We start from the raw sequence: 26,670 nt of genomic DNA on the forward strand, positions 1-26,670 counted from the left end.
ACGCGAGTAATCATCGATCCATATTGAAACTATTCGCCCGTTAAGTTCACATAAATAAAATAACGAGGGAGAATATTAGTGAGATATAATAATATTCCCTCGATTTATTTTCATGTTGCCTGCCTTTTGGCCCCATTGCTTGGCCTTCCAACCTCCGCCCTGGCCCAGCCTCCCTCCACCACCCTGCTGGCTCCCCCGACCCTGCCTTCGATCCTCCCGGGCGGCGGCGCCATTCCGACCCTCCCGCCCAGCGCCCAGCAGGAGATCCTGCAGCGGCTCCTGGATGCCGGCGCTGGCCGGCCGCTCGGTGGATCGCCCGGCACGAGCTGGCCATTACCCCCTGCCGCCCAGGCGCCTTTGCCATTGCAGGCCCCTGCCCTGCCCGCGCCGTCGATCGAGGAGCCGCTCTCGCCGGTCGAGCGCTTCTTCGCCAATCGCCTGACACAGCCCCTCCGCCAGTTCGGGTACGAGACCTTCCGCTCCGGCCCCGGCAGCGGCCCGGTCGGCAATGCCTTCGGCAGCGTGCCCGAGGACTACATGATCGGCCGCGACGACGAGCTGGTGATCGCGCTCCGCGGCCGCGCGCGGCAGAACCTCACCCTGCGCGTGACGCGGGAGGGCCTGCTCCTCCTGCCCGACCTTCCGCCCATCGCCGCCGCCGGCCGTACCCTGCGCGACCTGCGCGCGGAGCTGGAGCAGCGGGCCCAACGGGAGCTCGCCGGCTCCGAGGTCTTTGTCTCGCTGGGCCAGATGCGGCAGGTCACCGTCTTCGTGGGAGGCGAGGTGACGCGCCCTGGCGTCGTCACCCTCTCGCCGCTGGCCAATGTGCTGGACGCGCTGGTGGCTGCGAGCGGCGTGCGCAAGTCGGGAACCTTGCGCGCCGTCCGCGTCGAGGGCCCGAACGGCCGCCGCAGCGTGGACCTCTATCCCGTCATCGCGGGCGAGGGCACGGCCCCCGATCTCACCCTACGCGAAGGTGAGCGCATCCTGGTGCCACCGATCGGCGGCGTCGTCGCGCTGGGGGGCGAGGTGTCCCGCCCCGCGATCTACGAGCTCCCGGCCGGGGGCGCGCCGGCGCCGCTCGGCACCCTGCTGCGCCTGGCCGGCGATGCGCTGCGACCCAGCGGCAACCGCTACCTGCTGGAAAGCACCGATGCCGAAGGCCGCCGCGCCTTCCGCGAGATCTCGCTCACCACGCCGCTGCGCCGGGGCGACGCGCTTCTGGTCCAGCCGGGCTCCGACGTGCAGTCCCAGCAGCTCCGCCTCTCCGGGCATGTGGTGCAGCCGACGACCCGCGCGGCCGGCGGCCGCGGCTCCACGCTGCGCGGGCTGCTGGCGGATTCGCGCCTGGTCCGCCCCGATCCCTATCCCCGGATGGGCGTGGTGCTGCGGGTCGAGGCGCGCAGCCGGGGACGCAGCTTCCAGCCCTTCGACCTCGCGGCCATGCTCCAGGGCCGCGCCAACCTGCCGCTCGCCGAGGGGGACGACGTCATCGTCCTGGCCCTCGCCGATATCCACTGGCTTTCCGGACCGACCGTGCAGCGCGCCCTGCGGGGCGAGACGGAGGGCGCCGCGTTGCAGGCCGCGCTCCCCGTCGCGCTACCGCAGCCGCGCGGCGCAGCACCGATCGCGCCGCCCCAGGGCTTTGCGGGCCCGCCCGCCGCGAGCGGCGCCGGTCCCTCGGCGGGGCTCGACTGCCCGGCCCTGACGCAGCTCGCGACCGCCGCGCGCTCCTCGCCGCAGCGCTTCGGCCATGCGCGCATCGCCGGCTTCGCCGATCTCGGCGCCACGCCCTGCCCGCAGGTCTTCCTCGACTATCCGACGCTGCTTGCCTTCCTGCTCGACCATGCCGTGATGCTGATCGGCGAGGCGCGGCTGCCCGGCCTCTACCCGATCATCGACGATACCGGGCTCGACGCCGTGCTGGCGGTCGCCGGCGGCGTCACCGACACGGCCGACCTCTCCTCCGTCGAGCTTTCGCGCGAGCCTACGGAGCAGGCGGCCGCCATCCCCCTCAGCCGCAGCCTGCTTGACCTGCGCAGCCGCAACTTCGCCGCCGTGCGCCTCTCGCCGCGCGACGGCATCCGTATCCCGCGCGGCTTCCGCGACCGCGATACGGGCGCCGTCTCGTTGCTCGGCGAGTTCCAGCGGCCGGGCAGCTACGACATCCGCCGCGGCGAGCGCCTGTCGGAGATCATCGCCCGTGCCGGCGGCCTCACGCCCCAGGCCTATCCCTATGGGGCCGTCTTCACGCGGGAGAGCGTGCGCAACCGCCAGCAGGAGGGCTTCCAGCGCACCGCGCGCGAGATGGAGCAGGGGCTGATGCAGGTCGCGGCCGGGCAGGCGGTGGTCGGCACGCGAGGCGGCACGGATATCTCGGGCGCCGTCGCGGCCGGGCGCGAGATGGCGGCCGCGCTGCGCGAGGCCCGCGCCGCCGGACGCATGGTGGTGGAGGCCAATCCCGTGATCCTGGCCGGGCGCCCGGAGCTCGATGTCCTGCTGGAGCCGGGCGACCTCATCCTCATGCCCAAGCGCCCGAACGAGGTGACGGTGGTGGGATCCGTCCAGAACCCCGGCAGCCTGCAATTCACGACGGGCTGGCGCGCCGGGCACTACGTCCAGGCCTCGGGCGGGGCGCAGCGCTTCGCCGACCAGGGGCGAGCCTTCATCGTCCTGCCCAACGGGACCTCCGCGCCGGCGGGGCTCGGCGCCTGGCAGCAGGGCGGGCCACCCGTGCCGCCGGGCAGCCTCGTGATCGTGCCGAACGATCCCTCGCCCTTCGAGCGCTGGGGCTTCCTGCGCGACATGACGCAGCTGGCCAGCCAGGTCGCGATCTCGGCCGCGGCGCTGGCCGTCATCGCCCGCGGGAGCGGGAACTGAAGAGGCCTTCCGCGCCCGCGATGCCGCCCCTCGACCGCCTGGCGATGCCCTTCTTCCTGGCGTCGGCGCTGGCCGCCGCGCCGGCCTGGGCCTTCGACGAGGTTCCGGCCACCGGCTCCAATTTCGGCCGCGTCGGGCTGATCGAGATGCCCAATGCCCGCTTCCGGCCGGACGGCACGATCGAGGCCGGCCTCGCCCTGCGGCGGCAGCGCAACTTCTGGTTCGTGAACTTCCAGGCCCTCCCCTTCCTGGAGACCACCTTCCGCATCACCGACCGGCTCAACGGCACCACCGGCCGGGGCACCACCACCGACCGCGCCTTCGACCTGAAGCTGCGTCTCTGGGAGGAGAATGCCTGGCGCCCGGCGCTGGCCGTGGGCCTGCAGGACGTCATCGGCACGGGCCTCTACCAGGGCGAATACCTCGTCGCCTCAAAGCGCTTCTGGTCGGTGGATGCGACGCTCGGCCTCGGCTGGGGGCGGCTGGCCACCGGCAACGATCTCCGCAATCCGCTGAGCTACGGCAATTCCTACTTCCGCTCCCGCCCGCGCGAGGTCGGCCAGGGCGGCACCGTCGCGCTGAACAGCCTGTTCCGCGGGCGAAGCGCCGGCATCTTCGCCGGGCTCGAATGGTCCGTCCCGCCCATTCCCACGCCGCTCGGCGAGATCGAGGGGCTGCGCGCCAAGATCGAGTATTCGGCCGACCGTCTCCGCGACGAGCGCGGCGGCTACCCGGCCCGGATCGCGGGCCTGCGCGGCGAGGCCGCGAGCCGGGTGAATCTCGGCCTGAACTGGCAGCCCAACCGGCATGTCGATGTCGGCCTCTCCTTCGTGCACGGGACGGACCTGCTGCTCCGCGCCTCGCTGCGGCTGCATCCCGACGCGCCGCCGGAGCTGCCGCGCCAGCCGCCGCCGCCGATGTACCCGCGGCCCAATCCCGTGGCGGAGACCCTGGATCCCCCGCCCTCGCCGCGCCCCACCCTGCGCGAACGCGTGATGCAGGCCGCCTTCGGCTACGAAGGCACGCTGCGCCCCGGCACCGACGATCGGGAGGGCCGGGCCGGCCGCAACGCCGCCCTCGCCCGACACCTGTTCCCCGCGCTGCGCGCGGCGGGCTTCCTGCCCATCGCCTTCGACCTGCGCGGCGCCGAGGCGCATGTCACCGTCTCCGGCGGGCGCTACCGCACGCTCGCCCAGGTGACCGGGCGCGTGGTGCGCGCGGCCCAGCCCCTTCTGCCCCCGGAAGTGGAGCGCTTGCACCTCACCTGGAAGCGCGACGGCGTGGTGGTGGCGCGGCTCGTCACGCTGCGCGAGGCCTTCGAGAACCAGGCCCGCCATCACGGCAGCGCGGAGGAGATCCTGCAGGCGACGCAGCTCCTGCCCGCCTTTCCGGAGGCGAGCGGCACGGCGATCCGGACCGTGCCGCCCCGCCTCTCCTGGGGTATCGCGCCGACGCTGAACCTCCAGGTCGGCGATGCGCAGACCTCGCTGCGCTGGCAGGCGGGCGTCGCCGCCGGCGGGCGGCTGGAGTTCGGCTGGAACACCGCCCTGGCGGGCAGCGTCGGGCAGAGGATCGCCGGCAATCTCGACGGCGGCCTGCCGAGCGACAGCCGGCTGCCGCATGTCCGCAGCGACTTCGCCCGCTATGCCCGGACAACCCAGCCCACAATCCCGGCGCTGTATCTGGAGCGGATCTGGAACCCGGTGCCCGACCTCTTCGCCCGCGTCACGGCCGGCCTGCTCGAGCCCATGTTCGGCGGCGCCTCGGCCGAGTTGCTGTGGCGGCCGTACAACCGCTCCTGGGCGATCGGGCTCGATGTGAACTACGTGGCCCAGCGCGACTACAAGCAGCGCTTCGGCGCGCTGGGCTATTCGGTCGCGACGGGGCATGCCTCGCTCTATGCCGACCTGCCGGTCTGGAACCTCTACACGGTGCTGCGCGCGGGGCGTTACCTGGCCGGCGACTGGGGCGGGACGATCGAGGTCGGCCGGCGCTTCGACAGCGGGATCGAGGTCGGCGGCTTCGCGAGCTTCACCAATGTCCGCAGCCGCGACTTCGGCGAGGGAAGCTTCGACAAGGGCATCTATATCCGCATCCCCTTCGACTTCTTCGGCATCGGCACGCGCAACCGCGCCTCCGCCAGCTTCCGGCCGGTGCAGCGCGACGGCGGCCAGCGGCTCGCGGTCGACAATCCGTTGTGGGAGGTGTCGCGCGACGGGCGCGACGACGCCCTGCGGCGCGGCTACGAGTGGTTTGCAAGGTAGAACCGATGCCTTTGCGGCCTGGGACGGATTGACCGCCCCCACCCGACCAGGACCATTCTGCGTCATGCGAATCCTGCCGCCTCTCCTGCTTGCTTTCCTGATGGCCGGGTCGGCGACGGGCGGTGAGTTGCCGCGGGACGTCGCCGATTTCCTCGCGCGCCGCGACCGATGCGATCATTTTCGCGGCGAGGATTCCGTCGACCCGGCCCGGGCGGCGGACATCAGGCGGGCGCTGGTCGCGAATTGCCGTGGCACGGATGCCGAGCTGGCTCGCCTCAAACGCCGCCATGCCCGCGACCCCGCCATCCGCGCCCGCCTCCAGGCCTACGACCCTCGTGTGGAATAGGCCCGCGCGCAGCGCCCGCCTTCCTTCAGTCCACGACCTCCGGATGGAGATGCATCATTTCCACTGAACCTCGTCCCCTGCGCGCCGCGCTCGGGCTCATCGCGCTGACCGTCCTGCTGCCGCTCGCCGTCCTCGGGCTGGGGCTGTGGGAGCAGCGGCGCAGCCAGGACGACCTGGCGCATTGGGAGATGCTGGTGGTGGGGGCGACCAAGGCCGTCTTCACCCTGGAAGCGCGGCCGCCCTCCGGCGATGGCAGGTTCGACAGCGGCACGCAGTTCCGTCGCAACGGCCACAACTATGTGGGTCCGATCGCGATTGCCCAGGCGCGCAAGGAGCTCGAGGATGTGGAATCGACCGCCTCGCTGATGCGCTGGCGCGCCGTGCTGCCGCCGGTCGTCATCCTCTGCGCCAGCCTCACGGCCGGGCTTTCGGCCTTCGTGCTCGTGACCACCGCGCTGCTTGGCTGGCTGGGCCGCCGGTCGCGCGACACGCTGGTGCGCGGCTTCTCCTTCGTCCGGCACATCCTGCCGCCGACCATGGGCGCGCAGGTGGTGCTGGTCGCGGTCGGCTTCGTCGCGGTCCTGCTCTTCGAATCCTCCGCCCTCCTGGCGGGTGAGGCCCTCTCCTCCGGCGGCGCCAAGGTGCTGGGCCTCGTGGTGGTGATGGTCGGCCTCAGCCTCTGGGGCGCCGCCAGTGCAGTGCTCCAGCTTCGCCGGACGATGGGTCTCTTCACGCCGGATCCGCTCGATATCCTCGGCCGGCCGATCTCGCCGGAGGAAGCGCCGGGCCTGTGGCACATCGTGGACGATCTGGCGAAGCGGCTGGGCGCGCTGAAGCCGGACAATGTCGTGATCGGCCTGGATGCCGGCTTCTTCGTGAGCTCCGGCCCGAAGTTGCTGCAGCCGGGCGGCGGCAGCCTGGGCGGGCGCACCCTTTATCTGCCGCTTCCCTACCTGGCGCTGCTGCGCCAGGACGAGGTCAGCGCCATCATCGGCCATGAGCTGGCGCATTTCGCCGGCGGCGACACGGAGTACAGCCTGCGCTTCCTGCCCATCTATGCGGGCGTCGGCCGCTCCCTGGAAGCGGTGGCATTGGCCGGCCTCGGCGCGGACGGGCGCATCTCGCCCCTGATGCGCCCCTCCCTGCGCCTCGGCGCCTTCGCGATGGACCGCTTCCACCTGGCCGTCCGGCACTGGAGCCGCCTGCGGGAATTCGCGGCCGATGCCGCCGGCGCGCAGGTCGTCTCCAACGCCGCCGCCGCGAGCGCCCTCGTGCGGAGCTCGGCGGCGGCACCGCGCATCGACGCCGCGCTGGGCGAGGCCTTCGGGCGTCCCGACGCCGCGCCGCCGGACCTCGTGGCCGCCATCGTCCGCGACAGTTTCGAGCACGGCCTGGACGACCCCTCGCCGCATCTGGAGGAAGCGCAGCCCCACCCCACCGACACCCATCCCCCGACGCGCCAGCGCATCGAGGCACTCGGCCAGAAGGCGGAGCCCGGCCTGCTCGCCGCCGCCGCCGCGCCGCCGCCACGGGATGCGCTCTCGCGCCTCGGCGCCTATTTCGCGGCGCCGGAGGCGATCTGCCGGGCCGCGACGGCGGATTACCTCCGGGTCGCGCGCGACGATGCCTCGGCACACCGCCAGGCGCTCGAGGCCGCCGTGGCGGAGGTGAGCCACGAGCCGGTCGTGCTGCGCGAGAACACCCGCCCGGGCGCCATTTTCCTTTTCGTCTTCGGCGGCATCCTGATCGCCATCGCCCTGACGCTGCTGGTCCTCGGCGTGCCGGGGACCACGGCGACGGAGGTCCGGTGGATCGCGGGCAGCGCCCTTATCCTGGGGCTCGTCTTCGCCGGGGCGGGCGTGCCGTATCTGCTGCGGGGCAGGAAGCCCTTCCTGACCCTCCGCCCCGACGACATCTCCATCGTCGGCCTCGATCGTCCGATCGCCTGGGAGCATGTGCTGCATGTCGAGATGACGCTGGGCCGCGGCGGCGTGGTGGCCCGCCTGCTGCTGCGGCGCGACGCCGCCCTGCCCGCCCGGCTGCCCCGCGCGCGGCGCGTGAAGGTGGATGCGGGCCATTACAGCGTGACGCTCACGGCCGTGCCGCCGCGCGACCTGAAGGCGGTGGGTTTTGCGGAGCTCATCGGCCGGTACCGGCAGGCCTATGAGGCGCGCCGCCTGCTGGCGTCGGTGCCGCCGAAGGGCGGCTCCCCGTGGGGCGTCGACGAAACGGACGAAACCCGGAAGATCAGCCCCTATTTCGGCGGCGGCCCGCAGGGCTGAGCCCTTCCGCCGCCGGGCGGCGGAAGGGAACAAGGTCCGGGGGCAGCGCCCCCGGCCCGGTCAGCCCGGGAAGGCCTTCACTTCCGTCTCGACGAAGTGAAGCGGGGCGGTCCCCGAATTGATCACATTATGCTCGGCGCCCGCGATGCGGTGATAGGCCACGCCGGCCTTCAGCTCGGACGTGCTGGTCGTGCCGTCCGGGTATTCGATCAGCAGCGTGCCATCCATCATCGGCACCACGACATAGAGCCAGCCGTGGCGATGAAAGCCGGTCTCCGCGCCGGGCTCGAACTCCCAGCGGATGACGCGCACCTTGTCGTCATCGATCAGCTGGACCGGAACGGCGGGGGCGCGGCAGCGCAGGGAGTCCGACATGCCGGTTACTCCGCCGCCTGCGCCGCAGGGGCGAGGCCGGGCAGCGGGATCGCGCCGGTCGCTTCCCAGGCGGCCCAGCACTTGTCGGCCTGCTCCTTGGAGAGCGGCAGGTGCGGCGGGCGGATGTTGCGGTAGCCGTCGTCACCCGTGCTGCGCGCGATCACTTCGCGCAGGTTCGGGATCAGCGGGAAGGAGGTCGCGGCCTTGCGGGTCGCGGCCAGCATCGCCTGGGCGGCATCGGCCTCGGGGCCGGTGCGCTTCGCGTAGACGATGGCGCCCCAATGGCTGTTGGCGTTGCTCGCCGCCGTGATGCAGCCCGCGCCGCCCTCGGCCAGGATCTTCTGCAGGTACTCGTCCGAGCCCGTGTAGACCTCGAAGCCCTGCGAGGCGAAGGCGTCGATCATCGCCTTCATGTTCGCGTAGTCGCCCGAGCTGTCCTTCACGCCGCGGAACACGCCCGGGAAGGCGGCGAGCAGGCGGCCGATCAGGTCGAGGCTGAAGGGCACGGCCGACTGCTGCGGGAAGTTGTACAGGTACAGCGCGATGCCGGGGCCGACGCGCTTCGCCACTTCGGAGAAGTAGGCGAAGAGGCCGTCATCGGACGGGGCCTTGTAGTAGAAGGGCGGCAGGAGGAGCACGCCGCGGCAGCCCTTCTCCTTCGCATGGATCGTGAGCTCGACGGTGTCGGCCAGGCTGGCGCAGCCCGTGCCCGGCATCATCACGCTGGCCGGCACGCCGCGGGCGATGAGGCCCTCGAGGATCTGCTTGCGCTCGTGCAGGCCGAAGCTGTTCGCCTCGCCGGTGGTGCCGAGGACGCCGAGGCCGTTGCAGCCATTGGCCAGCAGCCACTTCGCATGCTTCGCCATGCGGTCGAGGTCGGGCGCGAGGTCCGGCGTCATGGCGGTGAGGACGGCAGCGTTCACGCCGCCGAACAGGGCATTCTTCATGGCTTGCTTCCTTGCAGTGATCCGACGGCGGGGCGCGTGCCCGCCCGGCGGGGCCAACTTCCTGGCCAGGTGACGATGTGATCCTCGGTGGCGCCCGCCTCGCGCTCATTGACCACGCGGCCGCGCACGGAGACGCCGGCACGGACGACGCTGTCGGGATCGCCGGAGATCAGGGGGTGCCAGAAAGGCAGGTCCCGTCCCTCGGCGAGGAGGCGATAGGCGCAGGTGGGCGGCAGCCAGTCGATGTCGCGCAGCCGCTTGGCCGTCAGGCGGATGCAGTCGGGCACGCGGCGCTTGCGGTTGGCGTAATCGGTGCAGCGGGCGGTCCCGGAATCGAGCAGCCGGCAGGCGACCTCGGTGTGGTGCAGCCGGTCCGTCTCGTCCTCGCGGAGCTTATGGAGGCAGCACCGCCCGCAGCCGTCGCAAAGACTCTCCCACTCGGCGGCGGTCATCGCGTCGAGGGTTTTGGTCTTCCAGAATGGCGGGTCATCCGGCACGCGGTCGTCATAGCGCAACTCGCGTGCCGGGGAAATCTCAGCGATACGTGGGCGACGGCGGGGGCGGGGGAAGCGTCGAGCGGCCGACGCCACCGTTGCTGCGCGCGGAGGGGCGGTACGGCGAGGCCACCGGCGGTGGCTCCCCGACGGCGGCCGGGGCCGGCGCGGCGGCGGCGGCCGGCGTGCCGCCGAAGCGCATGAGGGCGGCCCGCAGCGGGTCGGCGCCCGGATTGTGCACCGTCATGTTGATCACGATGTCCTGCGGCTCCACCGGGCGCCCGTAATAGGCGGCGTTCCAGTCGGGGCGCGGGTCCATCACGGTCCCCTCCAGCGAGAGGCCGGCGAAGAGGCCGCGCGAGCGGGAGAAGGCCAGGATATCGGCGCCCAGATTGGCGGTCGTCGCCGCCTCCACGGAGCCGCCGATATGCGCGACGGCGAGCGAGGCATCGGCGCCGAAGCGGAACTGGCTGCGGATCACGGCGGCCATGGCGCGCTCGTTCATCAGGAACAGCAGGGTCTGGCTGTCGCGGATGCCGGCCTGCAGGCCGAAGCTGCCCGAGCCCACCGCGAAGAAGGCCGGCGAGGACCAGGAACCCGCGGCGTCGCGGCCGACCAGCACGCAGTCGCCGCCCTCACCGCCGGCGAAGAAGGCCGCGCTGAAGGTGCGCGGGCAGACGAGCGCGCCCTTCGCCCGGCGCAGGATGGCGGTGGCGTTCAGGCGGTCATTCTCTTCGGTCAGGATCTCCTGGACCGTGAGGGCGGAGCGATCGACCAACGCCTGCGGCGCGTTCCCCGTGGGCGCACCCGCGCAGGCAGATAGGGCCGCCAGCGCGGCCAGGATGATAATGCGCATGAGCTTCCCCCGATAACCCCAAGCAATCGCGGGATTCTAACCGAGGATGCGCCGCACCGGAAGGGAAAAGCCGTGAGGGCCTCGGCGGGAGCTCCCGCCGAGGCCCTCAATCCACGTCGGGGAGGATCCAGGGCTCCTCGTTCACCGCGACCACGCGCCAGTCGGCGCCATGCTTCTCGATGCGCGTGAGGGAGAGGTTCTTGATGGAGAAGGTCAGCGCCTGGTGCGCGGTGATGCCTAGTGCGTGGGCCAGCGCCGCGCGGATGCTGCCGCCATGGGCCACGATCACCACGTCCTGGCCGGCATGGTCCCGGGCCAGCCGCTCCATGACGGGGCGGACGCGGGCGCGCATGTCCTCGAAGCTCTCGCCGCCGGGCGGGCGCTCCTCTGCGCCGTGCGGCCAGAAGGGATGCGCGGGGTGGCGCAGCCGCTCGACCAGCGCCTCGTGGCTGATGCCCTGCCATTCGCCCAGCGACTGCTCCGCGAGGTCGGGCTCGATGGCGAGCTCCCGGTCCGGATAGCCCGCGGCGAAGATGGCGGCCGCCGTCGCCTGCGTGCGCACCAGCGAGCTCGCCACCCAATGGGCGGGGCGCGGCAGGCGGGCGGCGAGCCAGCGGTAGAGCGCGGCCTCCCCCTTCAGGGAAAGGTCGCAGAGCGGCACGTCCATATTGCCGTAGAGCGTGGCGCGCGCGGTCGCCTCCACGAGCGCATGGCGGATCAGGAAGAAGCGGGCGGGTTCCATGCCCCAAGCGTGTAGCCGCGCGGCGCGGGGGCTGATAGCCATTCGGCCATGCAGATCGCGAAACTGCTTCAGGACCGCCGATTCATCGTCATGCTGGCGCTGGGCTTCTCGGCCGGCGTGCCGCTGCCGCTCACGGGCTTCGTGCTGCGGCAGTGGTTCTCCGAGACGGGGATCTCCCTGGCCGCGATCGGCTTCACGGCGCTGATCGGCCTGTCCTACTCGCTGAAATTCCTCTGGGCGCCGGTGATCGACCATGCGCGGCCGCCGATCCTGGCGCGGCTCGGGCGCCGGCGGGGATGGCTCGCCAGCATCCAGCCGCTGCTGATCCTCTCGATCCTCGCCCTCGGCCTGACGGACCCGACCCAGTCCGCCGCGGTGACGGCGGCGGTGGCGGTGGCCGTCGCCTTCCTCTCGGCCAGCCAGGACATCGTGGTCGATGCCTATCGCATCGAGATCCTGGAGGAGGAATCCCAGGGCTACGGCTTCGCCTGCTACGTCTGGGGCTATCGCTTCGCGCTGCTGGCGGCGAGCGGCGGCGGCCTGGCGCTGGTGAGCGTGATCGGCTGGTCCGGCGCCTTCGCCTATTGCGCGGCGCTGGTCGGCATCGGCTTCATCGCGACGCTCTGCGCGCCCGAGCCGGCCGCCGCCCCGTCCGAGCCGATGGGCTGGAGCCGCCGCATCCGCACGGCGGTGATCGACCCCTTCTCGGACTTCATGAAGCGCCGCTACTGGCTGGCCATCCTGCTCTTCGTCGGGTTGTTCAAGCTGGGCGAGGCACTGGCCGGCATCATGACCGCCCCCTTCTACCGCGAGCTTGGCTTCACCCGGGGCGAGGTCGCGGCGGTGGGCAGCGTCTTCGGGCTGGTGATGACGCTCTTCGGCGTTCTGGCGGGCGGCTGGTTCGTCTCGCGCATCGGCACCGGGCGGGCGCTGGTCATCACCGGGCTGCTGCAGATGCTGTCCAACCTCATGTACCTGGCGCTGTATTCGACCGGGCGGGACATGGCGATGCTCTACGCCCAGGTGGGCGTGGAGAACTTCACCGACGGCCTCGCGGACGCGGCCTTCGTCACCTACCTCACCGCGCTCACCAACCGGGCCTTCAGCGCCACGCAATATGCGCTGCTCTCCTCGCTCGCCGCGGTCCCGCTGCGCTTCCTGGGCGGCTGGTCCGGCCAGCTGGCCGAGGCGATGGGTTGGCGCAACTTCTTCCTGCTGACGACGTTGGCCGCGCTGCCGGCGCTGTGCATCATGCTCTGGCTGCTGAAGCGGCTTCCGCCCCCGCCGCGGAAGCAACCCCCGGCAGAACCCATTCCGTTGGTGGCATGAGATGAGCGCTTATTGGCTGACGCCGCTGCTGCTCGTGGGCAGCAACATCGTCATGACCTTCGCCTGGTACGGCCACCTCAAAGCGCCGTCCTGGCCGATGTACGTGGCGATCCTGATCTCCTGGGGCATCGCCTTCTTCGAGTATTGCCTGGCCGTGCCGGCCAACCGCCTGGGCTACGGCACCTTCACGGGGCAGCAGCTCAAGATCATGCAGGAGGTCATCACGCTGGGCGTCTTCGCCGTCTTCAGCGTGACCTTCCTGGGCGAGCAGCTTCGCTGGACCTATTTCGCCGCGATGGGCTGCCTGGTGATGGCCGTGGTCTTCATCTTCATCCCGGTCGATTAGGGCCTCCGACGAGACGAATATTACCGCTTCGCGGTGGTATCGCAGTGCCACGAGGCAGTTATTCACAGCTTCTTCGCATTTGCGGGACTTGCGACACGGGATTTCGCTCGCCTAGCCTACCGGTGGTGGTGATTCGCGTGGCACACCCCAATCCCTGGGGCCTAGGGGAGGCCAAGGGAGCGTCACGCGGGATTGGGCGATGACGTCCCTCCACCCGCGAGTCGCGCCCGCCCGGGGCGGTTTCGCGAGGCCGGGCCGGGCTTTAAGGGGAGTGCCACATGTCCGTAATGCTGGCAGAGGTTGCCGACGACGAGCGCGCGACCAACCCGCTCGATGTGCTGGAACAGATCGTCATCGCCAATGATTGGGTGTTCGAGCGCCGCTCGGACGGCGAGATGGCCGCGGAAGCGCCCGGCAAGTGGTGCAACTATACCCTCTTCTTCTCCTGGTCGCCCGAGATCAGCGCCATGCATTTCTCCTGCGCCTTCGACGTGAAGGTGCCGGACCAGCGCCGCGGCCCGCTCTTCGAGCTGCTGGCCCTGGCCAATGAGCGCCTCTGGATCGGCCATTTCGGCCTGGAATCCGACGAGGGCGTGCCCGTCTTCCGGCATGCGGTGCTGCTGCGCGGCGCGCCGGGTGCCTCGGCCGAATCCCTCGAGGACATGGTCGACATCGCCATCACGGAGTGCGAGCGCTTCTTCCCTGCCTTCCAGTTCGTGCTCTGGGGCGGCAAGGCGCCGGGCCAGGCGCTGGAAGCCGCCATGCTGGACTGCGTCGGCGAGGCTTAGTTCTGCCCTAGACGCCGGGCGCCGCCTCCGGCGGCTTGGCTACGCCGCGCCGCTGGTGCGCGGGATGCAAGGTCAGTAGGGCGGCGCCGGCCGCGTTGCGGCCGGATCCTCGATGGGATCGCGTCGTCCGGGGCTCGCCTGACGGGCAAGGACCGCTAGACTGCGGCGAAACCCGACAGGAACCGCGGCATGTCCCTCCCTCCCCTCCTCCTCATCGGCTGCGGCAAGATGGGCGGCGCCATGCTCGCCGGATGGCTGGAGAAGGGCCTGGCCCCGGAAACCGTCGTGGTCGAGCCGCATGCTGCCGGCGTCGCCGCCTTCGCCGGCCGCGTCCGCCATGTCGCGACCCTCGCCGATATCCCCGCCGATTTCGCGCCCGCCGCCGTGATCCTCGCCACCAAGCCGCAGGAAGCGCCGAACGCCCTGCCGGCGCTGGCGCATCTGGTCCGGCCGGAAACCGTCTTCCTCTCGATCATGGCCGGCAAGACCATCGCCGGGATGCGCAAGCTGCTGGGCGGCGAGGCGAATGTCGTCCGCGCCATGCCGAACACGCCGGCCGCCGTGCGCCTCGGCTTCACCGTCGCCTGCCCCGGCCCCGGCGTGACCTCGGCCCAGCGCGAGCTCTGCGACAGCCTGCTCACCGCGATCGGCGAGGCCGCCTGGGTGGAGGACGAGGCCCTCATCGATCCCGTGACGGCCGTCTCCGGCGGCGGCCCCGCCTATGTCTTCCTGCTGGCAGAGGTGATGGAGAAGGCCGCCCTCTCCCAGGGCCTGCCGGCGGACCTCGCCCGCCGCATGGCCCGCGCGACGGTCGCAGGCTCCGGCGCGCTGCTGGCCGCCAGCACCGAGGACGCCTCCACGCTGCGCGTCAACGTGACCAGCCCCAAGGGCACGACCGAGCGCGCCCTGGCCGTGCTCATGCGCCCCGAGAACTGGCCCGCCATCATGGAGGAAGCCATCGAGGCGGCGACGGCGCGCTCCCGCGAGCTCGCGAGATGACGACGGCCGTCGCCACCATCGGCTTCACGAAGACCAGCGCGGAGAATTTCTTCGCGCGGCTTCGCAAGGCCGGGGTGAAGCGGGTGGTCGATGTGCGGCTGCACAACACCTCGCAGCTCGCCGGCTTCGCCAAGGCGGACGACCTCGCCTATTTCCTGAAGACGATCAACGGCATGGACTACGTGCCTGAGCCCCTCCTCGCGCCCACCGAGGAGCTGATGAAGTTCTTCAAGACCGAGAAGGGCGACTGGGACGTCTTCGCGCGCGACTTCTCCGCGCTGATGAAGGAGCGGAAGATCGAGAAGGCGCTGAAGCCCGCCCTCCTCGATGGCGCCTGCCTGCTGTGTTCGGAGGCGACGGCGCATCGGTGCCATCGCCGGCTGGTGGTGGAGTACCTGAACGAGAAATGGGGCGGGACGCTGAGCGTCGCGCATTTGTAGAGCCTTTCGCGCATCACCCGAGATGTAGATAGGCTGCTTTTCGTCGTGAACGCATTTCCGATGCGTCCCTCCCCTGGATGAGGACTCGATGTATCGCCTCTTCTATTCCCCGGGCGCCTGCTCGTTGGCACCGCATATCGTGCTGGAGGAAGTATGCCGTCCCTACGAGCTGGAGCTCTGCTCCGCCCGCAACAATGGAGAAGGGACAGGCGCACCCGCCTACCTGTCGATCAATCCCAAGGGGCGCGTCCCGGCGCTTGCGGGTGTCCCAGGACGATCGGGCGGCACGGAAGGTCTTCTGACCGAGGCCTCCGCCATTCTGCTTTATCTCGGGAGGCGCTTTCCTGAGGCCGGCCTGCTGCCAGCGGATCCATCAGCCGAGGCCCGATGCCTAGAATGGCTGAACTGGCTGTCGGACACGGTTCACAGCATGTCGCTGGCGCAAATCTGGCGACCGCAGCGCTTTGTCTCGGACCCGGCGCTCTTCTCGGCCGTGACCGACAAGGGCCATGCGAATCTGAAGGAACAATACGCCTTCATCGAAAGCATCCTGTCGGATGGACGGCATTGGGCCATTCCTCAGGGCTACAGCGTGGCGGACCCATTCCTTCTGGTTTTCTGGCGGTGGGGCGGAAAGGTCGGTCTCAATATGGCCAAGAGCTATCCGGCCTGGACCGCATTGACGGCAAAGGTTGTCAGGCGGCCACCCGTTTGGCGCGCCCTGGAGCAGGAGGGCCTGCATGCCGAGCCAGAGCTGGCGGGTCTTCGGGACCTGCCCCCCTGACGCCGTCCTACGCCGCCTCGCCCGCCGCCCAGCCGCTCGCCCAGGCCCACTGGAAATTGTAGCCGCCGAGCCAGCCCGTGACGTCCACCGCCTCGCCGATCACGAAGAGGCCGGGGACCTCCTTCGCCATCAGGTTCTGCTGCGACAGGCCGTCGGTATCCACGCCGCCCAGCGTCACCTCGGCCTTGGCATAGCCCTCGGTGGTCGAGGGCGTCAGCACCCAGGCCTTGAGCAGATTGGCCAGCGCGATGAGCGCCCGGTCCTGCAGGTCGGCCATCCGGGCGCCGGGCAGGTGCCGCTCGGCCAGGGCCTGGGCCAGCCGCGCGGGAAGGAACCCGCCGAGCACCGTCTTCGGCTCCGCCTTGGGCCGTGCCCGCTTGGCAGCCAGCAGCAGGGCGACCGCGTCCTGCCCTGGCAGGAGGTCCAGCGTCACCGCCTCGCCCTCGCGCCAATAGGAGCTGACCTGGAGGATCGCGGGGCCGGAGAGGCCGCGATGGGTGAAGAGCATCGCCTCGGGGAACTTCGCCTTGCCCGCCTTGGCGATCACCGGCAGCGAGACGCCCGCCAGCGGCTGCATGAGCGCCAGCTGCTCACCGCCGAAGGCCAGCGGCACCAGGGCCGGCCGCCGCTCGACCAGCTTCAGGCCGAAGCGCGCCGCGGCGTCATAGGCGAAGCCGGTCGCGCCCATCTTAGGGATGGAGATGCCGCCCGTCGCCAGCACCAGGGATTCCGCCGCGATGACCTCGCGGTCGGTCGCGACCCGGAACTCGCTGTGGCGCGCCACCTCGGTCACGCGCTGGTTCAGCCGCAGCTCCACGCCCGCCGCCTCGGCCTCGGCCAGCAGCATCGCGACCACCTGCCGCGCCGACCCGTCGCAGAAGAGCTGGCCCAGCGTCTTCTCGTGAAAGGCGATGCGGTGCTTCTCGACCAGGGCGACGAAGTCCCGCGCCGTGTAGCGGGAGAGCGCGGAGCGGCAGAATTGCGGATTGGCGGAGAGGAAGCGCTCCGGCCGGACGTCGCGGTTGGTGAAGTTGCAGCGCCCGCCGCCGGAGATGAGGATCTTCTTCCCCGCCTCCTCCGCATGGTCGATCAGCAGCACGCGCCGGCCGCGCTGGCCGGCGCGGATGGCGCACATCAGCCCGGCCGCGCCGGCGCCGATCACCAGCACGTCGAAGCGGGTCACGGCGCGCTCGGCGGAAGGCCGGGCAGCCCCGGCCGGGTATGGAGAAGCACCCTCAGAGGCCGTGCATCACCCGCCGCGTGTTGGACGCGCGGAGGTTGCGCAGGCGCGCCAGGGCCCAGAGCGGGAAGATCCGCCGATAGCCGTGGTAGCGCAGGTAGAAGACGCGCGGGAAACCCGTGCCCGTATAGTCCTCCTCCGGCCAGTCGCCGTCCTCCTTCTGGTTCTGGACCAGCCAGGCGGCGCCGCGCTGCACGGCGGGATGATCCGCCTCGCCCGAGGCCATCAGCCCCAGGATCGCCCAGGCGGTCTGGCTCGCCGAGGAGGGCCCCGGCTGCCAGCCCTTGGGGCGCGTGCCGCCGCCCTCGGGATAGGTCATACCGTCCTCGCCCCAGCCGCCATCCTCGTTCTGGTGCTGGACCAGCCAGGCGACGCCGCGGCGCACGGCCTGGTGCTCGGGCGCCAGGCCCGCGGCGTTCAGCGCCGTCAGCGCGGACCAGGTGCCGTAGACGTAGTTCACGCCCCAGCGGCCGTACCAGGAGCCGTCGGCCTCCTGCTCGCGCAGCAGGTATTCGATGGCGTGCTTGGACGCCGTCTCCTCCCCGCGGCCCAGCTGCGCCAGCATGGCGAGGCAGCGGCCCGAGACGTCGGCCGTCGGCGGATCCAGTAGCGCGCCGTGGTCGGCGAAGGGGATGTGGTTCAGGTAGTGGAAGGTGTTGTCGGCGTCGAAGGCGCCCCAGCCGCCGCCCTTGGACTGCATGCCCACGGTCCAGTCGGTGGCGCGCCGGATGGCAGGGTCGTACTTCGCGTCCCCGCCCGCCTCGCGCCGGTAGCGGTCCATGGCCAGCACCACGACGGCGGTGTCGTCCACATCGGGGTAATGGGCATTCTCGTACTGGAAGGCCCAGCCGCCGGGCTTGAGGTTCGGCCGCTGCCAGGACCAGTCGCCCTGGACGTCCGTGATCTCCTTGGTCATCAGCCAGTCGAGTCCGCGCCCGACGGCCGAGCGTTCCTCGCCGCCGCCCGCCTCGAGCAGCGCATGGCTCGCCAGCGCCGTGTCCCAGACCGGGGAGAGGCAGGGCTGCACATAGGTCTCGACCTCGCCGTCCGGGGCGGTCCGGTCCTGGACGAGCTTCTCGATCGACGACCAGGCGGTGAGGAGCCGCGGATCGTCCGCCGGCACGCCCATGCAGTGGTACATCATCACGGCATTGGCCATGGCCGGGTAGATGGCGCCCAGCCCGTCCTCGCCGTTCAGGCGCTCGGTGACGAAACGTTCGCAGGCCGCCTCGGCGCGCGCGCGATGGGTGCGCGGGAAGAGCTTGCGGGCGCGGTGCAGCGCGCCGTCGAGGCCCTTGAAGAGCGTGGCCCAGGGCTCCGCCTGATGGGCGCCGCCCGCCCATTCCTTCACCTGCTCGGGCGGGGTGAGGAAGATCTCCTCGATCGTGGCGCCGGTCGGGTTCTGCGCCTGGGGGCGGTTGGCGATGACGACGGTCAGCGGCACCAGCACCGTGCGGGCCCAATAGCTGATCTTGCTGATGTGGAAGGGGAACCAGCGCGGCAGCAGCATGATCTCGGGCGGCATCATCGGCACGGCGCGCCAGGGCACGGCGCCGAAAAGGGCCAGGGTGCTACGCGTGAAGACGTTGGAGCGCTCGGCCCCGCCGGCGGCCAGGATCGCCTTACGGGCGGCCAGCATGTGCGGCGCCCCGGCGTCGTCGCCGATCAGCTTGAGGGCGAAATAGGCCTTCACCGAGCAGGAGATATCGAGCGGCCCGCCGTGGAAGAGCGGCCAGCCGCCGCCGCAATTGTCGAGCTGCTCGGCCTGCACGCGGCGCAGGTAGCGCGCGATCCGCGCCTCCTTCTCCGGCTGGATGCGGCCGAAGAAGTGGTGGAGCATCACGTATTCGGCGGGGATGGTGCAGTCCGCCTCCAGCTCGAAGACCCAGTGGCCGTCCGGGCGCTGGTGCGCGAGCAGATGCTGCGCGGCGGCATTGACCGCCTGCTCCAGTTCCGGACTGCCGGGACCGGGGGAGCCCTTCAGAGCGGCGAGATCGGCGCTACCGGAAAGGCTCGGCATCTTGATCAACTCAATACACCCCTTGATTCAGTACAGAAATCCGAATTCCGACCCGAAGGGATAGACCATTCCGGCAAGGTTCCGATAGGCCCGACCCCGACGGCCTGATCGGGTCAGCTCAGCCGCGCGAGAGGGTCTCGCCCTTCCAGAGGCCGCCCTTGCCGGCCCATTCGGCCCGGGCGGAATCCAGCGTAAAGAGCAGATAGATCGTGGCGACCAGCGGCAGCGCCAGGCCCCGCAGCGGCGACAGCCCGAAGCGCCGCAGCATGGGGGCATAGGCCAGCACCATCCCCGACCAGGCGAGCAGGCCGAGCCACCTCGCCCAGCCCCCGCCCAGGATCGCGAGCAGCGGCGGCGCCAGGAAGACGAGGCTCAGCGCCGCCACCATGCCGATCAGGACCAGCGGGTTGTAGAAAAGCTGCGCATAGGCGGTGCGGACCACCATGGCGCGGATGGTGCCGATATCGTCATAGGCGCGCAGCGAGCGGACGCGCTCGGTCAGTCCCAGCCAGATCCGCGAGCCGCCGCCCTTCATCAGCCCGGCCAGCGAGCAATCGTCGATGATCCGGCCCTTGATCGGCAGCAGCCCGCCGCGCGCCTCGAAGGCCGCGCGGCGCAGCAGCACGCAGCCGCCGGCCGCCGCGGCCGTGCGCGCCTTGGGCTGGTTGGACCAGCGGAAGGGGTAGAGCATCTGGAAGAAGAAGACGAAGGCCGGGATGAGCCAGCGCTCCCAGAGGCTGTCGCAGCGCAGCCGCGCCATGAGGGAGACGAGGTCCCGGTCGTCGGCCAGGGCGCGCGCGACGAGGCGGCGCAGGCTGTCGGGGGAATGCTCGATATCGGCATCGGTGAAGAGCAGGAATTCGTGCCCCTCGCCCTTCACGGCCTCCAGCCCCTGCTGCAGGGCGTAGAGCTTGCCCGACCAGCCCGGCGCCTTGCCCGTGCCGGTCACGACCAGCAGGCGATCGTCGCCCGCGCCCCGGGCGAGATCGCCCGTGCCGTCCGAGCTGCGGTCGTCCACCACGACGAGGCGGAAGGGGCCGGGATAGTCCTGCGCCGTCAGGCCGCGCACCGTGGCCGCGATGGTCTCCGCCTCGTTGCGGGCGGGCACGATGGCGCAGACCGCGGGCCAGCGCGCCGGCTCGGGCAGGCGTTCCGCGTCGGAATCGTCGTCCCGCGCGCGCCAGAAGAAGCCGCGGCCGAGGAGCAGCACCGCCCAGGCCAGGCAGGCGGCAAGCGCGATCCAGATCACCGGCGCAGCATCCCCGCGCGCTCGTACCAGTGGATGGCGTCCATCACCCCCTCCTGCCAGGGCCGCACCTGGTAGCCCAGGACGCGCTTCGCCTTCTCGGCCGAGAAGAACATGTGGTGCCCCGCCATGCGCAGCCCGTCGAGGGTGAGCATGGGCTCGCGGCCGGTCACCCGCGCCGCCATCTCCGAGAGGAAGGCCAGCGGATAGAGGGGTGCACGCGGCAGGCGGAAAGGCTTCCGGTGCCCGCATTCCAGGGCGATGAATTCCAGCATCTGCGCCAGCGTCACGTCCTGCCCGCCGAGGATGTGCCGCTCACCGACCACCCCGTGATCCAGCGCGGCGACGCAGCCGGCCGCGCAATCCTCGACATGGACGAGGTTGAGGCCGGTCTCCACATAGGCCGGCATCTTTCCCCGCGCGGCCTCAAGGATCACCCGGCCGGTGGGGGTCGGGCGCCGGTCATGCGGGCCGATGGGGGTGGAGGGGTTCACGATCACCGCCGGCAGGCCCTCGCGCCGCACCAGCTCCTCCACCACGCGCTCGGCCTCGGTCTTGCTGGACTTGTAGGGGCCGATCGCCTCCTGGGGCGTGGCCGGGTCCTCCTCGGTGGCGGGGCTGCCGTCGGCGCGCGGCTTCAGGGTGGCCACGGAGGAGACATGGACGATGCGGGGCACGCCGGCCTCCAGCGCCGCGCGCATCACGGCCTCGGTCCCGCCGACATTGGTCGCGCGCATGCGCTCGGGGTCGGGGACGAAGATGCGGTAATCCGCCGCGGCATGGATCACCCCGCCCACGCCCGCCATGGCATAGGCGAGGCTCTTCCCGTCCGTCACCGTGCCCAGCGCGTAGGAAATATCGAGCTCCGCCAGGGATTCGCGGGCCGCCTGCGGGCGGACGAAGGCGCGGACGGCATGCCCCTGAGCCAGCAGGGCGCGGGCCAGGGAGGCGCCGAGGAAGCCGGTCGCGCCGGTCAGCAAGATCGTCGTTGGACGCATGGCCGTCTTGTGACCGACCCGGGGGCCATGGTCCAGATCGAGAGAAGTCTTATATGGGGCCCATGCACACGCGACGCCTCCTCCTCCTCGCCCCCGCGCTGCTGGCGCCCGCGCTGGCGGCCCTCCCGCGCCCCGCCTCGGCGCAATCGGCCCCGACCGAGGTGGTCGAGCGTTTCCACGCCGCCCTGCTGGGGGTGATGCGCAACGCGCAGCGCCTCGGCATCCGCGGCCGCAACGAGCAGCTGACGCCCGTCATGGACCAGGTCTTCGACCTGTCGGCCATGACGCGGATCGCCGCCGGCGCCAATTGGGCGAATCTCTCGCCCGACCAGCGGAACACGCTGACCGACGCCTTCCGGCGCTGGTCCATCGCGACCTACGCCTCGCGCTTCGACGGCTATTCCGGCGAGAGCTTCCAGACCGTCGGCACGCAGACCCTGGCGAATGGCGACACCCTGGTGCGCACGCGACTGAACCGCACGGATGGGGATCCGGTGGTGCTGTCCTACCTGCTGCGCGGCCAGCCGCCCCGCGTCGTGGATGTCTACCTGACGGGGACGATCAGCGAGCTCGCCTCGCGCCGGTCGGAGTTCGCGACCCTCATCCGCGAGGGCGGCGCGCCCCGCCTGATCCAGGAACTGCAGTCCCGGACGAGCCGCCTGCTGGCCGCCTGAACGGCCGCAGGCTTCCCCGGCGCTCCGGATGAGCGCGGGGAGGCGCCCGCCTCAGCCGAGGTCGAGGCTGTCCGGATAGCCGAAGAGGCCCACCGAGCCGCCGGTGTGAAGGAAGACGATGTTCTCGCCCTTCTTGAAGTGGCCCTTGCGGATCAGGTCGATCAGCCCGGCCATGCCCTTGCCGGAATAGACCGGGTCCAGAATGATCCCCTCCTTCTCCGCCACCAGCTTCACGGCCTCGATCATGCCCTCGGTGGGAATGCCATAGCCCTGGCCGACATAGTCGGTATTGGCGACGACATGCTCGGCCCGCACGATGCCGGGCAGGCCCAGATGCGTGGCCACCTTCTCGGACAGCGCCAGCACATTGGCCTCCTGCTTCTCCTTCGGCGCGCGCACGCCGATGCCGAGCACGGGGATGCCGGAATTCAGCGCCACCAGCCCGGTCACGAGCCCCGCCTGGGTGCCGCTGCTGCCGGTGGCATGCACCACATGGTCGATCCGCAGGCCCATCTCGGCCGCCTGGTTCACCAGTTCGAGCGCCGCGTTGACGTAGCCCAGGGCACCGACCGCGTTGGAACCGCCGCCGGGGATGCAATAGGGCTTGCGGCCCTTGGCCTTCAGCGCCTCGGCCTGCTTCTCCATCTCGGCCTGCATGTCGGTCCCGCCCGGGTGGCGGGTAATGCTGGCGCCATGCAGCTTGTCCAGCAGCACGTTGCCCGACTGGTTATAGGCCTCGTCCGCATAGCCGGTGCGGTCTTCCAGCAGGATATGGCATTCCAGACCGAGCTTCGCGGCGGCCGCGGCGGTCTGCCGGGCGTGGTTGGACTGCGTCGCACCCTGGGTCAGCACGGTGTCCGCGCCCTGGGCCAGGGCCTCGGCCAGCAGGTATTCGAGCTTGCGGGTCTTGTTGCCGCCCGAGGAAAGCCCGGTGCAGTCGTCCCGCTTGATCCAGATATCGGGCCCGCCCAGCAGGCGGGAGAGGTTCTCCATCGGCTCCAGCGGGGTCGGCATATGGCCGAGGCGGACGCGGGGGAAGCGGGCGAGGTTCATCAGGACATTCCTCTCTGCCGTTTCAGGCAAGACTTTGGGACGGGCTCCGCGCGGAGCTTCGGTCCTGCCGCCGCTTCCCGCAAGGGACGGGCCCTCCCTTGGAAGGAGCCGCCGTTAGCTCCTAGGCTCCCGGAAACAACACGGGAGAGAAGCCATGGACCAGTCAGCCGCGCACGAAGCCCTGCGCGGAAAGGGCCGCGCTGAGATGCGCGAGATCCTCGGCGCGGAATACACCGAGGCCCGGGACCGCAGCACCAACCCCTTCAACGCCGCCGTCCGCGCGCTGTCGGAGGAGATGGCCTATGCCACGCTCTGGACGCGGCCGGGCCTCGATCGCAAGCAGCGCAGCCTCATCACCCTGGCCATGATCTGCGCCCTGAACCATCCGCATGAGCTGCGGATCCACCTCGTCGCGGCGCTGAACAACGGCTGTACGGCAGAGGAGATCAGCGAGGTCTTCACCCACGCCGTCGCCTATTGCGGCTTCCCGGCGGCGATCGACGCGCTGCGCCTGGCCGAGCAGGTGCTGAAGGAGCAGGGCGCGCTTCCCGCCTGACCCGGCGCGAGGGCCCCTTCCCAGGGCCCTCCGGGCGCGACACCCTGCCCGGATGGCCCCGCCTCCCCGCCCCCGCCTCGTCGTCTTCAGCGGCCTGCCGGGCACCGGCAAGACGACCGTCTCGCGGAGCCTCGCGGCCCGGCTGGGCGCGGTCTACCTGCGGATCGACGCCATCGAGCAGGCCATGAAGGCGGCCGGAGCCGAGAAGATTGGCCCCGCCGGCTACGCGGCCGCCAATGCGATGGCCGAGGCCAATCTCCGGCACGGCCTCACGGTCGTGGTCGACTGCGTCAATCCGGTGCGGGAGAGCCGCACGGCCTGGCGCGGCATCGCCGACCGCACGGGCGCCCACCTGATCGACATCCTCCTTATCTGCGGAGACCCCGCCGAGCACCGCCGCCGGGTCGAGACCCGCACGGCCGATATCGCCGGCCATGTCCTGCCCAGCTGGGACGACGTCATCCGCCGGGAATTCGCCCCCTGGGAGGGCGAGCACCTGCGCCTGGACACGGCCGCCGCTCCGCCAGAGGAGCTCGTGGAGCGGTGTGTCGCCGCCCTCGGAAGCACGACCTTCCCAAGCTAGACGGCCGATCTCCGCAACCCTGGCCTGACCAATTTGCCATGCACCTTCATATTGCGAACGCGTCGCAATTGCCCTAGTGCAACGCACAACCCACAGAGAAGCCCCCAAGATGCCCCGCGCGCAGCGCCAAAGCCCTGGAAGGCTCGCCGGGGACATGTCGGTATCGATCGCCCGCCCGTCCGACTTCCACCCCGGCGATGCTGGGCCGCTGCCCGCTGCGGACAAGGCCAGCTCAGGAAAGTGACTGCCGTGCTCAAGCGCCCCCTCTCCTCCCTCCTCGCCCCGGCGGGACTTTTCCTTCTCGCCGCCCAGGCGCATGCGCAGGGCGACCCCGCGGCGACCGGCGCGCCCGCCGACGCGGCTGCGGCCGCTGCCCCGCCGCTGGCCGCGGCCCCGGCCGCGCTGCCGGCCATCCTGCCGCACGACCTTTCGCCCTGGGGCATGGTCGCGCATGCGGACATCATCGTTCAGTCGGTGATGGGCGGCCTCGTCCTCGCCTCGGTGCTGACCTGGACCGTGGCACTGGCCAAGACCTTCGAGCTGATGGGCGCCAACCGCCGTGCGCGTGAGGGCCTGGGCATCCTGGCCGGCGCCCTCAACCTCGGCGAGGCCGCGCGCGGCCTGGCCGGCAAGCCGGGCGCTGCCGCCGCCCTTGCCCGCACCGCCGCGGCCGAGCTCGCCACCAGCGACGGCGCCCAGCGCGAGGCCGTGCAGGAGCGCGTGGGCTGGCGGCTGGAGCGCATCGTCGCCAATGCCGGCCGCCGCCTCTCGCGCGGGACCGGCCTGCTCGCCTCCATCGGCTCGGTGGCGCCCTTCGTCGGCCTCTTCGGCACGGTCTGGGGCATCATGAACAGCTTCATCGGTATCTCGCGCGCCCAGACGACCAATCTGGCCATCGTGGCGCCGGGCATCGCCGAGGCGCTGCTGGCCACCGGCATCGGCCTGGTCGCCGCCATCCCGGCCGTCATCCTCTACAATGCCTTCGCCCGCGCCATCACCGCGCACAAGGCGCTGCTCTCCGACTCCGTCGCCGAGACGATGCGCCTGCTCTCCCGCGATCTCGATCACCCGAACCGCGCGCAGCTGCGGATGGTGGCGGAGTAAGCCTGATGGCATTCCAGCTCGGGGGCGGCGACGACGATCTCGTCGAGACCCATGACATCAACGTCACGCCCTTCATCGACGTCGTGCTCGTGCTGCTCATCGTCTTCATGGTGGCGGCGCCGCTCGCCACCGTGGACGTGCCGGTGGACCTGCCCTCCAGCACGGCCACGCAGCAGCCGCGGCCGGACAAGCCGATCTTCCTGACCCTGCGCTCGGACCTCACCCTCGCCCTAGGCGAGAATGCCGTCGCGCGCGAGGGGCTGCGCGCCGCGCTCGACCTGGCCTCCGGCAATGATCGCGAGCAGCGGGTCTTCCTGCGCGCCGACACGACCGTGCCCTATGGCGAGCTGACCGAGGCGATGAACCTGCTGCGCGCCGCGGGCTATCTGAAGCTCGCGCTCGTGGGCCTGGACGCGAGCCAGAACCCGTGAGCACGGCCGGCCTCTCCTGGAGCGGCGTGGGCCCCGGCGACACGCGGCCGCGCTGGACCGCCGCGCTGGTGGTGGTGGTCGGCCTGCATGGCGCCGCCGCGGCCGGCATGCTGACCTATCATGTGCCGGTAAGCCGCCCCTCGGCGGCGGAGGCGATCATGATCGATCTGTCCCCCGCACCGCCGGCCGAGGAATCCGCGCCCGAGCCCGAGCAGGCCAACGCCGCCCCGCCGCCCCCGCAATACGAAGAGCCACCGCCTCCGCCGGAGCCGCCGCCGCCCGTCGTCGAGCCGGAAGTGGTGCTGCCCACCCCGCCCCCGCCGCCCACGCCACCCCCGCCCCAGCGGCGGCCGCCCCGGCCCCGGCCACCCACGCCGCAGCCCGTCCATAGCCAGGCGGCGCCTGCCGAGGAGCCGACCGCGCCTGCCCCCGTGGCGGCGCCGGCTGCCCCCGGCACCGCGCCCGCCCATCGCGGCGGCAGCGGCGGCATCGTGAGCTGGCAGGGCCGGCTCATGGCGCGGCTGCAATCCCTGCGGCGCTATCCCGAGATCTCGCGCTCCCGGCGCGAGGAGGGCGTGGTCCATCTGAATTTCTCGATGGATCGCGAAGGCAATGTGCTGAGCGCGCGCATCGCGCGGAGCTCCGGCTACCCGTCGCTGGACCAGGAGACGCTGGAGTTGGCGCGGCGCGCCTCGCCGCTGCCCGCGCCGCCGGACGACGTGGCCGGAAACCCGCTCAGCCTCACCGTCCCGGTCCGCTTCTCCCTGCGCTGACCGGCGGGCCTCGGCCCGGATCCTGCCCGCGAAAGCGGGTGGTGGTCCGGGCCCGAGCCGCCCCGGCGTCCCTTCCCCCTGCCAGGCCAAAACCTGCGCGAAGCCGCGGCCGCCCCATGT

Annotated in this window: 26 protein-coding genes; 16 read left to right on the forward strand and 10 right to left on the reverse strand. The window is 71.2% G+C overall.

Translation table 11 applies throughout. The features are described 5' to 3' along the window. The first annotated feature begins 126 nt into the window (after positions 1-126). The 4 genes from KHU32_RS00210 (at position 127) to KHU32_RS00225 (ending at position 7,772) form a co-directional block, all read left to right on the forward strand. A complete protein-coding gene (locus KHU32_RS00210; protein WP_249680442.1) occupies positions 127-2,880 on the forward strand; it encodes an SLBB domain-containing protein in 2,754 nt (917 codons plus the stop codon). 20 nt (positions 2,881-2,900) lie between these two features. After that, entirely contained in the window at positions 2,901-5,144 is a 2,244-nt protein-coding gene (locus KHU32_RS00215; protein WP_249680444.1) for a YjbH domain-containing protein, read from the forward strand. A 64-nt stretch (positions 5,145-5,208) separates the two neighbouring features. After that, positions 5,209-5,490, forward strand: a complete 282-nt coding sequence (locus tag KHU32_RS00220) for a hypothetical protein (protein ID WP_213668050.1) — start codon at positions 5,209-5,211, stop codon at positions 5,488-5,490. Between the two features lie 194 nt (positions 5,491-5,684). Further along, positions 5,685-7,772 (forward strand): M48 family metallopeptidase, encoded by a 2,088-nt coding sequence (locus KHU32_RS00225; RefSeq protein ID WP_213668051.1) that lies wholly within the window; start codon positions 5,685-5,687, stop codon positions 7,770-7,772. Positions 7,773-7,832: 60 nt separating this feature from the next. On the opposite strand, the gene KHU32_RS00230 is transcribed toward KHU32_RS00225, so the two are convergent. From KHU32_RS00230 to KHU32_RS00250, 5 genes are all read right to left on the reverse strand, one after another. Then, on the reverse strand, positions 7,833-8,147 hold the full coding sequence (locus tag KHU32_RS00230; protein WP_213668052.1) for a cupin domain-containing protein: 315 nt from the start codon (positions 8,145-8,147) through the stop codon (positions 7,833-7,835). A gap of 5 nt (positions 8,148-8,152) precedes the next feature. Next, complete coding sequence (locus tag KHU32_RS00235; protein ID WP_213668053.1) at positions 8,153-9,094, reverse strand: dihydrodipicolinate synthase family protein; 942 nt, start codon at positions 9,092-9,094, stop codon at positions 8,153-8,155. Beyond that, complete coding sequence (locus KHU32_RS00240; RefSeq protein ID WP_213669594.1) at positions 9,091-9,591, reverse strand: YcgN family cysteine cluster protein; 501 nt, start codon at positions 9,589-9,591, stop codon at positions 9,091-9,093. Before KHU32_RS00240 ends, KHU32_RS00235 begins: the two co-directional genes overlap by 4 nt. 37 nt (positions 9,592-9,628) lie before the next feature. Next, positions 9,629-10,444: a lipid-binding SYLF domain-containing protein gene (locus tag KHU32_RS00245; RefSeq protein WP_213668054.1), complete on the reverse strand. Its 816-nt coding sequence runs from the start codon at positions 10,442-10,444 to the stop codon at positions 9,629-9,631. 106 nt (positions 10,445-10,550) lie between these two features. After that, positions 10,551-11,186, reverse strand: a complete 636-nt coding sequence (locus KHU32_RS00250) for a histidine phosphatase family protein (protein ID WP_213668055.1) — start codon at positions 11,184-11,186, stop codon at positions 10,551-10,553. A 48-nt stretch (positions 11,187-11,234) separates the two neighbouring features. On the opposite strand from KHU32_RS00250, the gene KHU32_RS00255 reads away from it, so the two are divergent. From KHU32_RS00255 to KHU32_RS00280, 6 genes are all read left to right on the forward strand, one after another. Next, on the forward strand, positions 11,235-12,515 hold the full coding sequence (locus tag KHU32_RS00255; RefSeq protein ID WP_213668056.1) for an AmpG family muropeptide MFS transporter: 1,281 nt from the start codon (positions 11,235-11,237) through the stop codon (positions 12,513-12,515). Between the two features lies 1 nt (position 12,516). Beyond that, the gene (locus KHU32_RS00260; protein ID WP_213668057.1) at positions 12,517-12,861 is read left to right on the forward strand and encodes a DMT family protein; all 345 of its coding nucleotides are present in this window, start codon (positions 12,517-12,519) and stop codon (positions 12,859-12,861) included. Between the two features lie 287 nt (positions 12,862-13,148). Then, the gene (locus tag KHU32_RS00265; protein WP_408887832.1) at positions 13,149-13,649 is read left to right on the forward strand and encodes a type III secretion system chaperone family protein; all 501 of its coding nucleotides are present in this window, start codon (positions 13,149-13,151) and stop codon (positions 13,647-13,649) included. A gap of 189 nt (positions 13,650-13,838) precedes the next feature. Beyond that, positions 13,839-14,648 carry a pyrroline-5-carboxylate reductase gene (proC, locus tag KHU32_RS00270; RefSeq protein WP_213668059.1) on the forward strand — a complete coding sequence of 270 codons (810 nt, stop codon included), beginning with the start codon at positions 13,839-13,841 and terminating at the stop codon, positions 14,646-14,648. Beyond that, a complete protein-coding gene (locus tag KHU32_RS00275; protein WP_213668060.1) occupies positions 14,645-15,088 on the forward strand; it encodes a DUF488 domain-containing protein in 444 nt (147 codons plus the stop codon). The genes proC and KHU32_RS00275 overlap by 4 nt, the downstream gene beginning before the upstream one ends. 88 nt (positions 15,089-15,176) lie before the next feature. After that, on the forward strand, positions 15,177-15,872 hold the full coding sequence (locus KHU32_RS00280; protein ID WP_213668061.1) for a glutathione S-transferase N-terminal domain-containing protein: 696 nt from the start codon (positions 15,177-15,179) through the stop codon (positions 15,870-15,872). A gap of 7 nt (positions 15,873-15,879) precedes the next feature. On the opposite strand, the gene KHU32_RS00285 is transcribed toward KHU32_RS00280, so the two are convergent. From KHU32_RS00285 to hpnA, 4 genes are all read right to left on the reverse strand, one after another. Beyond that, positions 15,880-17,055 carry a BaiN/RdsA family NAD(P)/FAD-dependent oxidoreductase gene (locus KHU32_RS00285; RefSeq protein WP_213668062.1) on the reverse strand — a complete coding sequence of 392 codons (1,176 nt, stop codon included), beginning with the start codon at positions 17,053-17,055 and terminating at the stop codon, positions 15,880-15,882. Positions 17,056-17,107: 52 nt separating this feature from the next. Further along, on the reverse strand, positions 17,108-19,132 hold the full coding sequence (gene shc / locus KHU32_RS00290) for a squalene--hopene cyclase (protein ID WP_213668063.1): 2,025 nt from the start codon (positions 19,130-19,132) through the stop codon (positions 17,108-17,110). A gap of 118 nt (positions 19,133-19,250) precedes the next feature. Further along, on the reverse strand, positions 19,251-20,381 hold the full coding sequence (locus tag KHU32_RS00295; protein WP_213668064.1) for a glycosyltransferase: 1,131 nt from the start codon (positions 20,379-20,381) through the stop codon (positions 19,251-19,253). Further along, a complete protein-coding gene (gene hpnA, locus KHU32_RS00300; RefSeq protein WP_213668065.1) occupies positions 20,378-21,376 on the reverse strand; it encodes a hopanoid-associated sugar epimerase in 999 nt (332 codons plus the stop codon). The genes KHU32_RS00295 and hpnA overlap by 4 nt, the downstream gene beginning before the upstream one ends. Positions 21,377-21,438: 62 nt before the next feature. On the opposite strand from hpnA, the gene KHU32_RS00305 reads away from it, so the two are divergent. Next, positions 21,439-22,050, forward strand: a complete 612-nt coding sequence (locus KHU32_RS00305) for an ABC transporter substrate-binding protein (RefSeq protein WP_213668066.1) — start codon at positions 21,439-21,441, stop codon at positions 22,048-22,050. A gap of 51 nt (positions 22,051-22,101) precedes the next feature. On the opposite strand, the gene cuyA is transcribed toward KHU32_RS00305, so the two are convergent. After that, positions 22,102-23,103, reverse strand: coding sequence for a D-cysteate sulfo-lyase (gene cuyA / locus KHU32_RS00310; RefSeq protein ID WP_213668067.1), 1,002 nt, complete (start codon positions 23,101-23,103; stop codon positions 22,102-22,104). Between the two features lie 154 nt (positions 23,104-23,257). On the opposite strand from cuyA, the gene KHU32_RS00315 reads away from it, so the two are divergent. The 5 genes from KHU32_RS00315 (at position 23,258) to KHU32_RS23240 (ending at position 26,550) form a co-directional block, all read left to right on the forward strand. Beyond that, a complete protein-coding gene (locus KHU32_RS00315) occupies positions 23,258-23,659 on the forward strand; it encodes a carboxymuconolactone decarboxylase family protein (protein WP_249680446.1) in 402 nt (133 codons plus the stop codon). Positions 23,660-23,711: 52 nt separating this feature from the next. Continuing rightward, positions 23,712-24,242 (forward strand): AAA family ATPase, encoded by a 531-nt coding sequence (locus tag KHU32_RS00320; RefSeq protein ID WP_213668068.1) that lies wholly within the window; start codon positions 23,712-23,714, stop codon positions 24,240-24,242. A 249-nt stretch (positions 24,243-24,491) separates the two neighbouring features. After that, a complete protein-coding gene (gene exbB, locus KHU32_RS00325) occupies positions 24,492-25,346 on the forward strand; it encodes a tonB-system energizer ExbB (RefSeq protein WP_347265484.1) in 855 nt (284 codons plus the stop codon). A 5-nt stretch (positions 25,347-25,351) separates the two neighbouring features. Then, positions 25,352-25,777, forward strand: a complete 426-nt coding sequence (gene exbD, locus KHU32_RS00330; protein WP_213668069.1) for a TonB system transport protein ExbD — start codon at positions 25,352-25,354, stop codon at positions 25,775-25,777. Then, positions 25,774-26,550 carry an energy transducer TonB family protein gene (locus KHU32_RS23240; protein WP_213668070.1) on the forward strand — a complete coding sequence of 259 codons (777 nt, stop codon included), beginning with the start codon at positions 25,774-25,776 and terminating at the stop codon, positions 26,548-26,550. The genes exbD and KHU32_RS23240 overlap by 4 nt, the downstream gene beginning before the upstream one ends. Positions 26,551-26,670 lie beyond the last annotated feature (120 nt).

Origin of the sequence: Roseococcus pinisoli, assembly GCF_018413645.1 — a bacterium.
Taxonomy (GTDB): domain Bacteria; phylum Pseudomonadota; class Alphaproteobacteria; order Acetobacterales; family Acetobacteraceae; genus Roseococcus; species Roseococcus pinisoli.